At 43.9% G+C, this 12091-nt stretch carries 10 protein-coding genes and 1 pseudogene; all 11 read left to right on the forward strand.

What is annotated here, in order from left to right:
• Positions 1–323: pseudogene (locus WMO75_RS17130) on the forward strand (YodL domain-containing protein); the annotation flags it as partial.
• Positions 324–350: 27 nt separating this feature from the next.
• The gene (locus WMO75_RS20025) at positions 351–557 is read left to right on the forward strand and encodes a PIN domain-containing protein (protein ID WP_024728263.1); all 207 of its coding nucleotides are present in this window, start codon (positions 351–353) and stop codon (positions 555–557) included.
• Positions 558–841: 284 nt separating this feature from the next.
• On the forward strand, positions 842–1081 hold the full coding sequence (locus WMO75_RS17135) for a helix-turn-helix domain-containing protein (protein WP_008688092.1): 240 nt from the start codon (positions 842–844) through the stop codon (positions 1079–1081).
• Positions 1082–1169: 88 nt separating this feature from the next.
• The gene (locus WMO75_RS17140) at positions 1170–1907 is read left to right on the forward strand and encodes a LytR/AlgR family response regulator transcription factor (RefSeq protein ID WP_008688094.1); all 738 of its coding nucleotides are present in this window, start codon (positions 1170–1172) and stop codon (positions 1905–1907) included.
• 50 nt (positions 1908–1957) lie between these two features.
• Positions 1958–3199, forward strand: coding sequence for a sensor histidine kinase (locus WMO75_RS17145; RefSeq protein WP_227233615.1), 1242 nt, complete (start codon positions 1958–1960; stop codon positions 3197–3199).
• A gap of 101 nt (positions 3200–3300) precedes the next feature.
• On the forward strand, positions 3301–3459 hold the full coding sequence (locus WMO75_RS17150) for a cyclic lactone autoinducer peptide (protein ID WP_005344225.1): 159 nt from the start codon (positions 3301–3303) through the stop codon (positions 3457–3459).
• A complete protein-coding gene (locus WMO75_RS17155; protein WP_055650139.1) occupies positions 3459–4058 on the forward strand; it encodes an accessory gene regulator ArgB-like protein in 600 nt (199 codons plus the stop codon). The genes WMO75_RS17150 and WMO75_RS17155 overlap by 1 nt, the downstream gene beginning before the upstream one ends.
• Before the next feature lie 89 nt (positions 4059–4147).
• Positions 4148–4867: a thioesterase II family protein gene (locus tag WMO75_RS17160; protein ID WP_179961961.1), complete on the forward strand. Its 720-nt coding sequence runs from the start codon at positions 4148–4150 to the stop codon at positions 4865–4867.
• A 10-nt stretch (positions 4868–4877) separates the two neighbouring features.
• Positions 4878–5564: a 4'-phosphopantetheinyl transferase family protein gene (locus tag WMO75_RS17165; RefSeq protein ID WP_117457266.1), complete on the forward strand. Its 687-nt coding sequence runs from the start codon at positions 4878–4880 to the stop codon at positions 5562–5564.
• 1 nt (position 5565) lies between these two features.
• Positions 5566–7155, forward strand: a complete 1590-nt coding sequence (locus WMO75_RS17170) for a (2,3-dihydroxybenzoyl)adenylate synthase (RefSeq protein ID WP_227589480.1) — start codon at positions 5566–5568, stop codon at positions 7153–7155.
• Between the two features lie 14 nt (positions 7156–7169).
• The coding region (locus tag WMO75_RS17175; protein WP_349078584.1) for a non-ribosomal peptide synthetase at positions 7170–12091 on the forward strand (4922 nt) is incomplete at its 3' end.

Genomic DNA, 12091 nt, shown 5'->3' on the forward strand with positions numbered 1-12091 from the left:
TGCAGAACCATGTGCTGCCATATTTGCAGAGCTTTTGCAGTCTGGAAGAAAAAAGTGTGCAGGAAAAGCAGGAACGGCAGGTTGCAGAAAAGCAGGACAGCAGAGTAGAAGCGTCAAGAGCAGCGAATGTGACAAAAGGGGATAATGACAAAGCTGTGAAAAAGGTAGTTTCGAGTATGCAAACAGAAAAGAATAAAGCAACTACGAAGGCAAAGAAGCCATCTATTCATGAACGACTGGAAATCAATAAGAGAAAAATCCAAGAAAAGCAGGGAAAAGATGAGCTGGAGAGAGGAGCTGATCGGGATGTAAGAACGGTATAAATTTATAGAAAGGCACTTGGCTCCGTTTTGGACATAGCAAAAGTGCTGACAGTGACGAACGAAGATGTGCTGCCTGCTTATTTGCAGAGAGTATCTGATTTTGAAGACTGCCTACTTGCAACTTGTACGAAGGAGAATCAGTGTGATGCGATTGTGACAAGGAATAAAAAGGATTTTCTTTCCTTTTGGATTACACTGCTTTCTCCGGAAGAACTGCTGAATATTTATTCGTAAAAATATGTTTTTACAATCGGCAGCAGAAGGAAAGTTGAATGATAACTCCGATCCAGCATACTGCAAAATATAAAAATTTTATAACAAAGTGGAAAACCCTGCGTAGGATCAGAAATGTTCTCACAGGGTTTCATGTATCTAATAAAATATAGAAATTTAGCGGATTTCTGCTAGAATAAGAAAAACTGTTAAAAAAATATCGTGCATAGATCAAAAAGACTATATATGGGCGACCTTTTAAAGCCGATTTATATAAAATAGAAGAAAAAAAGGTGGTCGATACCGTGGATATAAAAACAGCGGTCATATATCGGTTAAACGATCTGATTAAGCAGAAAGATATCACAGTGAATGAAGCGGCGGTGCGCTCAGGCGTCCCGCCTTCAACACTGAAAAATATTTTGTATGGACAAAGCAGGAATGCTGGCGTAGTTACAATTAAAAAGATATGCGATGGATTGGATATTACAATACAGGAATTTTTTGAAGATCCCATCTTTGCAGATTTGGAACCGGAGTTATAGGAACAGGCAAATAATCTTAGGATTCAGATTCTGCAAGATGGTTTTTTTATGGGAAAGGGTTAGAAGAAACTAACACTGGAGGATGAATATGTGTAAAATAGCAATTTGCGACGATGATAAAGAATACAGGGAGAAAATAAAGACGGTCATAGAAACGGAAGGGATTCTGTCTTCGAATGAGATACGGTTTTATGAATATGAATCAGGAAAAGAATTATTGGAAGATGCGGATATTTTGCATGATCTGATTTTTATGGATATGCGTATGCCTGGATTGGATGGAAATAAAACAGTACTGAAGCTGAGGGAATATAATGAAGCAGCGATATTGGTGTTCTGCTCCGGCTGTTTTGAACCGACTCCTGACAGCATTAATGTTGGACAACCGTTCCGGTACATCATGAAGGATCTGCATGACAGAAGTCTGAAAAAGGAAATACCTATGATTTTATTAAAAGTGAAATTGTGCTGTGGAGATTCTTCCGTGACAGTTACATCGGCGGGAAGGATAATGCGCATCCATACGGAAGACATTTTATATATCTGTCTGGCGAAAAGGGGCTGTACGATATACATTGCCAGACAGGGAAAGATAGAAGAGATGCATTGCAAGGAATCTTTAAGTGATCTGTATGAGTGTCTGGCCGGAAGGGGATTTGAGTATGCACACAACAGCTATATTGTGAATTTGGCAAAAGTGGAAGGATTGGAAAAGAACGTTGCGTTGCTGCCGTTTGGAATCCAGTTGAATGTTTCGAGGTCGAGAAAAGGACAGTTTGCCGACGCACTGATAACATTTCTTGGGGAAAGGAACGGCATGGTATGATAATAAGAGATTATTTGATTTGTCTTCTTCAGATGTATCTGTTGGAGGACTTGGAAAAGAACATACTCCCATACAGAAGAGAAAGATTCTGGGAAAAATTTCTCGTATATTGTATCGCAGCACTGGCAATGTTCGGAACCAACCGCCTGGAATCCTCAATACTTAATATGGTAATGATTCCGGTAATCTATATGATTGCGTCTATGGTTGTGTTCCGGGGAAATATATGGAAGAAGCTGGTTACGGTATGCTGCTATTATGTGCTGGCAATTATTCCCGAATTTCTCTTTGCGGCACTTACGAATGCATATGGCGTGACTGGTGCGTCCGAGGGCTTCAGGACTGAAACAGAAAAGACATTAGCACTCCTGCTGATGAGTACCATGACATTTCTGTTTATTAAATGCATTAATCAGGTAACAAGGAAAAGGGATTATCTGACGATTGAAAATAAAACATTTACAGTGCTGCTCATGCTGCCAACCGCAACGATCGTTATGTTAGGATGTATGTTTTATTCGCACACTTCTTTTGAAGGAATGAACAGGGTCATGGTTCCGGTAGGAGCTTCGCTTCTGTTAATGACGAATATCTTCATTTTCACAGTATTTGACAGGTTTGTAGAAAAATCAGAAGAAGTGAAGAAGATGGACCGGCTATACCAGAAAAGCAGGGCGGAGATTGCCAATCTGCAGTATATGAATAAGGTTAATGAGGATAACAGAGCATTCTTACACGATATAAATAAATTTATCTGTACAGTAGCCGGCTTGATAGAAGAAGGAGAGAATCAAGAGGTTAAGGACATCATGGAACATTTAGGCGTCCGGATTCAGAATCTTCAAAAAAGTGTATATTGTGAGCATCCGATCTTGAACAGCATCCTATGTGAAAGAAAATTTCTTGCAGAATCTAAGGATATATCCTATAGGATTACCCTGGGTAATGATCTCAGACTGGATTTTCTGGAAGAGTTGGATTTGATCTCGATCGTAGGGAATCTTTTGGATAACGCACTGGAAGCGGCAGAAAAGACAGAAGATGGCAGATATGTGGAATGCAGGATGTATATGGGAAATGCGGGGCATTTCCTTGTCATGGAATTTTGCAATGGGTATGTCGTCCCTCTGTTAAAGGACAAGGACAGGTACATAAGCACCAAAAGAGACGCGGACAGTCACGGGATCGGACTGCACACGGTTGGAAAACTGGTTAAAAAGTATGCGGGAATTATGCGAGTGGAGGCAGGAGAACGGGAGTTCTCTGTTAAGCTGATCTTTACAATCAAATAAGGACGTGCAAAAATCGCCCAAAAAGTTACCGTTTTTGCCACGGTAATTGAAAAGAGGGCGATTTTTGTGTAAACTTTCGGAAAAAAGGAGGCTTTGTAACTATGAAAAAAATAATCAGAAAAAACCTGGGAATCAAACTGCTTGGAGCTGTAAACTGTCTTGCACTCTGCTTGACGGCGTATACGGCAAATCTGGCGTGCAACTGGCTGTACTATCAGGAAGATGAGCCGGAAGAAGTTAAGAAAATGAGGAAATTCTAGTGTGGAAAAAAATGGCTGGCCGGCTTTTTGAACTACAAAGCAGGAATGGGATTCTTGAAGAGAAAGACCGCAGGCTGTATGAATATGCTTACGGCGTACTGCTGGGCAGGGTGGTAATATACCTTATCATCGTCATACTTGGCATCATAACGGGGAATTGGATGGAGATGATAGTCTTTTTATTGCCCTTTACTGTTTTAAGGCAGTATGCCGGAGGGATTCATTTGGAAAAGGCAGGGGGCTGCATGGCTGTTTCCGGTATCCTTGTCCTTCTATGCAGTCTGTATCTGGCGTCTGCTCCGGCTGTAATATGGCAAATGCGGATCATATGGTTTGTCGCAGTTGGCGTTATATTTATCATGGCGCCGGTAGATGCCAGCAGCAAGAAGTTGGATGCGAAAGAGAAAAAAGTTTATGGGATGCGCGCGAGGGTAATTTTAGTTATTGAATGCGCGATAGCAGGTGTTTTTTCTGTGATTGGATATTCCCTGATCGTAAACGGGATTATGGTAGCGCATATTGTTTTGGCGTCCGGTTTGATATTGGGATGGATCAAAAATTTTTTTGACAAAGAGTTAGATGTAACTAATTACAGGTAGAAATAAGAAGTGATTGAGAAAAACATATTACAAAATGATGGTAAACAGAGAGAAAAAGAACATTATGCCAGAGGAATATAAAAGTGAATATGAAATTGATAAAAAATACGGAAAATATTAGTAAAGAGAAAATAACCTTGTTTTGTCTGCCATTTGCGGGAGGCGGTGCTTCTGCTTATAACCAGTGGGCGAAAAAGATGCAGGGGAAAGTAACGGTATGTCCAGTTCAGCTTCCGGGAAGGGAAGAACAGATCATGGAGAAACCGTATATAGATATGTCGGTTATGTTAGATGACCTGGAAGAGGCTGTAAGAAAGGTTGTGTACGGACCGTATGCCTTATGGGGACACAGTATGGGTGGGAAGATCTCTTATGAGCTGGAAAAACGGTTGGAGGCAGCGGGATATACTGCAAAATGTCTGTTTATTTCCGGCAGCCGGGTTCCTAGTATTCCGGAGCCAAATCCAATCTATCATCTTCCGGATGAAGCGTTTAAGAGGGAACTGGGAAGATTTGAAGGGACGCCAAAAGAGATACTAGAGAATCAGGAATTGTTGGATTTCTTTCTGCCTATGCTGCGGGCGGATTTTACCATGGATGAAACGTATTATGATAAAGCGGGAGTAGTGCTGCATACACCTATCTCTGCATTTGGCGGAGAAAAGGACGACGAAGCGGATGAGAGTGCGATCTTGGAATGGGGAAAGTATACGGACAATGATTTTAACTACCGGATATTTCCGGGAGGACATTTTTATCTGAGGGATTGTGAAGACGAAGTAATAAGTGAGGTCATGAGACTGCTTTAGAGAATGAAAAATGGAGATTAAACGATACGGAGAAAAGGAATTTCTGTCAGCAGACAAACTTTATATCCGTGAAAATGAGATACATATATGGTGTATCCGCTGGCCTGAAATGACAGATTTCTGGAAGAACCATGAATATATCCTGAGTGGGCAGGAATTGGAGCAAGCCGGAAGATTCCGTTTTCCTGAAGACAGGATGCGTTATATAGCCGGGAAGGTTGTCGTGCGGATCCTCTTAAAAAGATACTTAGATATGGAAACGATTGATTTTTCTGTCAATGAACTGGGTAAGCCTTATCATAAAAAGATTGCGGGAAAGCGGACAGTGGATTTTAACATTTCGCACTCGGGTGAATTCATACTGGCGGTATTCGCTGTCGGAATGGATATCGGAGTAGATGTGCAGGAGATGGCAGAGTGCCCGGACTATAGGGAGATAGCGGAAAATTTTTATACTGCAGAAGAAGCGGAAGATGTAAAAAATGAAGGACCGGATCTGTTTTTTCAGTACTGGGCGGCGAAAGAGGCATATGTAAAGGCGCTTGGAATTGGATTAGGAAGAGGAATGGATTTCTTCTCTGTCAGAAACGAGAAAATTGCAGAAAAAGATAAGAAAGATCAGGACTGGTTTCTGTATCCGGTCAGGATCAAAGGATATGCTGCGTATGTGGCGGCGCATAAGAAAGGAGACAGATAAAATGGGTTATAAGAAAGATATGAGCAAATATGAGAATCTGGAAGGCTGGGAGAGATGTGGATTTGGAGAACAGCTTGATAGGTGGGCGGAAAAATATGGAGAAAGAATTGCGGTCACGGACAGTGAAGACGAGATCAGTTATATGGAATTAAAGCAAAAAGCAGATTGTCTTGCGGCAGCTTTTCTGCGTAAAGGGATTTTAAAGGGAGACAAAGTGCTTGTGCAGCTTCCGAACAGGATTTCTTTTGTGATCGTGTTTTTTGCGCTTTCCAAGATTGGGGCGGTGCCAATCATGATGCTGCCGGCCCACAGGGAGGCGGAACTGGAAGGAATTATTGAACTGGCAAAGCCGGCCGCTTATATTGTGGTGGAGAAATATCTGGGATTTTCATATGTGCCGATGGCAAATGCGATGAAAGAGAAATATTCATGTATCCGGCATATATTTGTAGATAGCGAATCCGGGGATATCAGTGGAATGATTGCGGAAACGTATGGAGAAAATGGAGCATTTCCGGCTGTGGATGGGTATGAAACGGCGGTGCTTTTGCTGTCCGGCGGGACGACAGGGGTTCCGAAACTGATTCCGCGCACCCATACGGATTATATGTATAATGCCCGCATGTCCGCGAAGAGATGCCGTCTGGATAGCAGTGACGTTTATCTGGCGTCTCTTCCGGTAGCTCATAATTTCCCGTTATGCTGCCCGGGGCTTTTAGGCACGCTGGACGTGGGAGGAAAAGTTGTGCTTGCGTCTGCGACCAGCCCGGATGATATCCTTGACGCAATTACAGAGGAAGGTGTCACGATAACGGCATTGGTTCCTGCTATGGTTACTGTGTGCATGGAAATGCTGGAATGGGATGAAGATTATGATATATCCAGCCTGCGGATTTTGCAGGTGGGCGGCGCAATGCTGGAAGATTCCCTTGCGGATAAGATCATTGAAGAATGGCCGTGTAAACTGATGCAGGTATTTGGTACGGCGGAGGGGCTACTGTCCTTTACTAGCCCGGAGGATGAAGGTTCCCTGATCGCAAGATGCCAGGGAACTCCGGTGTCTCCTGCGGATGAAGTGAAGATTGTGGATGAAGAAGATAAGGCCGTACCGGAAGGAGTTTTTGGGGAATTATTATCCAGAGGCCCGTATACGATTGATGGTTATTATATGGCGGAGGAAGCGAATAAAAAGAGCTTTACGTCGGACGGATTTTACCGGACGGGCGATAAAGCTATGTGGACGAAAGACGGAAGGTTACGTTTGGGCGGGAGGATCAAAGAGCAGATTAACCGCGCCGGAGAAAAGATCATGCCTTCAGAGATTGAAGCTTATCTTTGCAGGCATTCGAAAATCAAAGAGGCAGCCGTTGTCGGCGTTACGGATGAAACCCTTGGAAACCGGATATGTGCATTCCTTGTGACCGATGATGAAACCGGGATCGATTTGCAGGAAATACACAGGTTCCTGCGGGAAATAGGCGTTGCGGCGTATAAAATGCCGGATCAGATAGAACGGGTAGAGACATGGCCGCTGACCAGCGTAGGAAAAATAGATAAGAAAGCATTAGAACGTATGGCGCAGGAAAAATAGAAGGAGACAGAATCATGGAATATATAGAGATAAAGGAACAGATCAAACAAAAGCTGCCGGTAGCCAGAGATTTGGGGGATTCCGAAAATCTGCTGGAGCTTGGGCTTTCATCCCTGACAATCATGCGTCTGGTAAACCAGTGGAGAAAACAGGGGGTTAAGGTTTCATTCGGTTCATTGATGGAAAATCCTACCCTTGAAGGCTGGTGGGCGCTGATCCAGCGCAGCATGAAGAAAAAAGCGGGCAAAAAACGGGCGCAAGAATCTAAGATAACGCCGGAAAAGGATATGAAACAGCCGTTTCCTTTAACAGACGTACAGTATGCATATTGGGTTGGCAGGGATGAAGAACAGGCTCTTGGAGGAATAGACTGTCATGCGTATTTAGAGTTTGATGGGGGAAATATAGATCCGGAGCGTCTGGAAAAAGCATGGAATGTACTGCAGTATCATCATCCTATGCTGCGCGCCTGCTTTTTGGATGATGGAACACAGAAAATCCTGGATAAGCCGTATTGTGAAAAAATAAAGGTTCATGATTTTTCCCGGATGTCATCTGAGGAAGCAGAGGCAATGGCAGTATCTGTCAGAGAACGTTTATCCCATCGGAAGTTAAAGATTGAGGAAGGCGAAGTAGCAGGAATAGAGCTTACGCTTTTTCCTGAAAATAAGGCACGCCTTCATGTGGACATGGCACTTTTGGTTGCTGATGTACAGAGTCTGCAGATATTATTGAGGGATTTGGCATCTGCTTACCGAGGGGAAAACCTGCCGAAAGAATCAAAAGGGTGGAATTTTGCTTCCTATCTAGAACGGCAGAAACAGGAAGAAGGGGAGGAACGGAAAAACGCAGAAAAATACTGGAAGAATCGTTTAGAGCATTTGCCAAAAGGCCCTGACCTTCCATTGGCAAAACGTCCGCAAGAAGTGGAAAAAACGGTGTTCAACCGCAGGATTGTGAGAATCGAAAAGGAAGAATGGGATCATTTGCAAATGCGGGCAAAAAAATACCAGACAACTCCGGCAATGGTTCTTCTTACTGCATATGCGGTGGTTCTGGAACGATGGAGCAGGAATCATTGTTTCCTTATTAACATTCCGTTTTTTAACCGGAAAACAGAGCAGCAGGGGTTAGAGGAAGTAATAGCAGATTTTACTACTCTGTTATTGCTGGAGATTAACTGCGAAGAAAATCCGACTTTTGCGGAATTGTTGGACAGGATTCAGAAGCAGCTTCATGAGGATATGAAGTATACGGCATATTCCGGCGTGCAAGTACAGAGAGACATTGCGCAGATGTGTGGTGACGCATCGGCAGTGGCGCCGGTTGTTTTTGCCTGCAATCTGGGAACGCCGTTGGTAAATGATACGTTCCGGAATGAACTGGGGCAGTTTTCCTATATGATTTCCCAGACGCCGCAGGTGTGGAATGATTTTCAGAGTTATGAAGATGAAAATGGCGTACAGCTTACATGGGACAGCGTGGATGAGTTATTCCCGGAGAATATGATCCCGGATATGTTGGAGAGTTTTGAGATTCTTCTGCATGAATTGGGAAAGAAGGACTGGAATCAGAGATTTGATGTGCTTCCTGAAAAAAGAAAAAGAGAAATTGAAGATACAGCGCGTACAGGAGTGCCGGAGCGTGTGGAATGCCTGCATTGGGCTGTTATGAACCATGCGGAAGTTTGCCCGGAAGATATTGCGCTTATTGATGCGGGAAGCGGAAGATCGGTATCCTATGGGGAATTAAAAGCACGGGCAACAGCAGTGGCGGCAGGAATTTCAGAAAAGGATATTAAGGGCGTCCCGGTTGCACTTACCCTGCCGCGCGGGATAGAACAGATCGAGTCGGCATTAGGAATTTTGCTTTCCGGAAATTCATACCTTCCGGTCAGCTTAAGCCAGCCTAAAGATCGGAGAGCGTTAATCCATGAGAAGACGGGAGTCCGCTATGTGGTCACGAATCGGGAATTATCCGAAAAACTGGACTGGCCGGAAGGTACGGAAATCCTTGTGATGGAAGGTATGGAAGAGGGACAGGAAAATGTGAGACTGCCAGAGGTGTCGCCGAAGGACAGCGCCTATATCATCATGACGTCAGGCTCTACAGGTGTTCCGAAGGGTGTAGAGATTGCGCATGAAAGCGCATGGAATACGGTTCAGGATATTAATGAAAAGTACCATGTGACAAGTGCAGATCGGGCGCTGGCTGTATCAGCTATGGATTTTGACCTGTCGGTATATGATGTTTTTGGAATTTTAGGCGCAGGAGGAACATTGGTATTGCTTCCAGAGCAGGAGAGAAGGAATGCGGATTACTGGCTGGAACAAGTGTTGAAATATCAGATTACCGTTTGGAATTCAGTGCCGGTGCTTCTGGATATGCTTTTGATACGGGCGGAATCCATGAAACAGAAACTGCCGATCAGGGCGGTTATGCTTTCCGGAGATTGGATTGGGATGGATCTCCCGCAGAGGGTTGCGGCATGGACAGAGGATTGCCAGTTTGTCGCTATGGGAGGAGCTACAGAGGCAAGTATCTGGTCCAATTATCAGAATGTTACCCTGCCGATGCCGAAAAACTGGAAATCTATTCCCTATGGAAAGCCACTCAGATATCAGGCATATCGTGTTGTGGATGAGTATGGAAGGGATTGCCCTTACTGGGCAGAAGGCGAACTCTGGATTGGCGGTTTTGGTGTAGCAAAAGGATATAGGGGAGATTCTGCGCTTACGGGGCAGAAATTTATCACAGATCAGTATGGAAGATGGTATCGGACCGGTGATCTCGGAAGAATCTGGGATGATGAGATAATTGAATTTTTGGGAAGAAAAGATCATCAGGTAAAGATCCGTGGACACAGGATTGAATTGGGAGAAATTGAACATGCGATTCAGGAGTTTCCGGGTGTGGCTCATGCAGTTGTTGATACAGTTAGTGATGGTCATGGCAATAAAACGCTGGCTGCTTATATCGGAGCGCCGATACAGGAAGATTCTAAAGTTACAACGTATTTGTACGGCACAGATATCTTTGGCGGGGGCTGGAAAGAACTGAAGGATGATGTCAGCAATTGGCAGATGCAGCAGGAACGGAAGACAGCATACAAAAATTTCCTTGCCTATGCAGACCAGAGATGTGTACAGCTTATGCTGGAGACACTCATAGAGTTAGGCATTTTTGTATCAGAGAAGGAAGTTCTTTCGCAGAAGGAAATTTTTGAAAAAGGGAGCATTACGGAAACACAGAAGAATACTGTGGCAAGATGGTTGGAAATTTTAAAGAAGGAAGGAATCCTGAGAGAAGAGGACGGCAGACTATCGCGTACCGGGAAGGAAGTGGCTGTACCGGAAAAAGCTGGAGATACGGAAACGTATTTTAATAAACTGAAGCCGTATCTGAAGCATATGGTTACTGGGAATGAAGTTCCGCTGGACGTATTTTACCAGAAAGAGCCGGCTTTGGCTCCGAATATGCTGCTTCGGAGGATTCCGGGCTGCGAGGAAACAGTGGAAAGACTGGTGCAGGGATTAAGGCTTCTGGCAGAAGAACGCAGAAAAGAGCCACTCCAGATTATAGAAATTGGTACAAGGGACACTGCAATTACAAGACAGTTTTTGAATGCACTGGAAGATGTAAGCGTGGCTTATACTTATGCGGATTCTTCAAAATATTTTCTGCAGGAAGCAGAGAAAGAACTTGCGGGATATGAGAGAGTCGAGTTTGAGATGCTGAATCTGGAAGAAGGCATGGATAAGCAGCAGATGTCCTTGCATAGTTATGACATTGTGATATCGGTAAATGCTTTACATAGAAATATTGATGCTGCGGATGCGGTAAAGAAAGTAGCGGAATTACTGAAGCCAAACGGAATATTGCTGATGACTGACCTTGTGGTAAGGACATACCTTCAGGAACTTACAGCGGCTTTTTTGGAAAATGGTTTTGCGGATATTCGGGACAAGAGAAAAGAAGCAGGGCTGGTTACCCCGGATTGCCTGCTGTGGAGAGAATGTTTATCAGAGGCAGGATTGGGCGAAGACTGTGCTGTGACAGAGAGATATGGAAGATGTATATGCTGCAGCAGACAGCAGGCGTCTGTCCTGTCCTATCATAATGGAGCACTAAGGGAATATCTGTCAGAAAAACTGCCGGAGTATATGGTTCCACAGAATTATCATTTCATGGAGCAGCTCCCAACATTGTCCAATGGGAAGATTAACAGGAAGCAATTGCGGGAAGATTTTAAAGAAGAAACTGCGGTTATCCGATTTTCAAAGGCAACGACAGAAACAGAAGAAAAGCTTTTAGATATCTGGAAACAATTATTTGGATATGAAAATATCGGAATTGAAGATAATTATTTTAGCCTTGGGGGAGACTCGCTGATTGCCACAAGGTTGATCTCGGAAGTACAGAAAACCTTCGGCTGCAAAATAACGATCAGCACGATTTTTGAAAATCTGACCGTAAAATCTCTGGCAAAAGCTATTGAACAGTCCGAACAGAAAGAAGAAGATACACTGCAGATCAAACCGAATCTGGAGGAAGCATATCATCCGTTCCCATTAACCGATGTGCAGTATGCTTACTGGCTTGGCAGAAGCGGATTGTATGAATTGGGGAATGTTGCAACGCACTGTTATTTTGAACTGGATGCAGACGGCCTTGATACTGAGTGCGCAGAGACGGCATGGAATCTGTTGATACAGAGGCATGGGATGATGCGTGTTATTATCCAGCCGGATGGTATGCAGCGCATACTGGAGAATACTCCCCAGTATCATATTGACGTGACGGATATCCGACAATTGGAAGTGACAGAAAAAGAAAAGGCATTGGATGAAAAACGGGCAGAGATGTCTCATCAGGTAATTCAGACAGATGAATGGCCTCTGTTTGATGTGCGAATCACTAAAATAGAGGACCAGAA

The sequence above is a fragment of the Blautia intestinihominis genome (assembly GCF_040096655.1).
In the GTDB taxonomy this organism is placed as follows: domain Bacteria; phylum Bacillota; class Clostridia; order Lachnospirales; family Lachnospiraceae; genus Blautia_A; species Blautia_A intestinihominis.

Coding starts and splice junctions, on each gene's coding strand:
- WMO75_RS17170 (WP_227589480.1), top strand. CDS start 5,566: ATGGGTTATAAGAAAGATATGAGCAAATATGAGAATCTGGAAGGCTGG.
- WMO75_RS17160 (WP_179961961.1), top strand. CDS start 4,148: ATGAAATTGATAAAAAATACGGAAAATATTAGTAAAGAGAAAATAACC.
- WMO75_RS17165 (WP_117457266.1), top strand. CDS start 4,878: ATGGAGATTAAACGATACGGAGAAAAGGAATTTCTGTCAGCAGACAAA.
- WMO75_RS17150 (WP_005344225.1), top strand. CDS start 3,301: ATGAAAAAAATAATCAGAAAAAACCTGGGAATCAAACTGCTTGGAGCT.
- WMO75_RS17140 (WP_008688094.1), top strand. CDS start 1,170: ATGTGTAAAATAGCAATTTGCGACGATGATAAAGAATACAGGGAGAAA.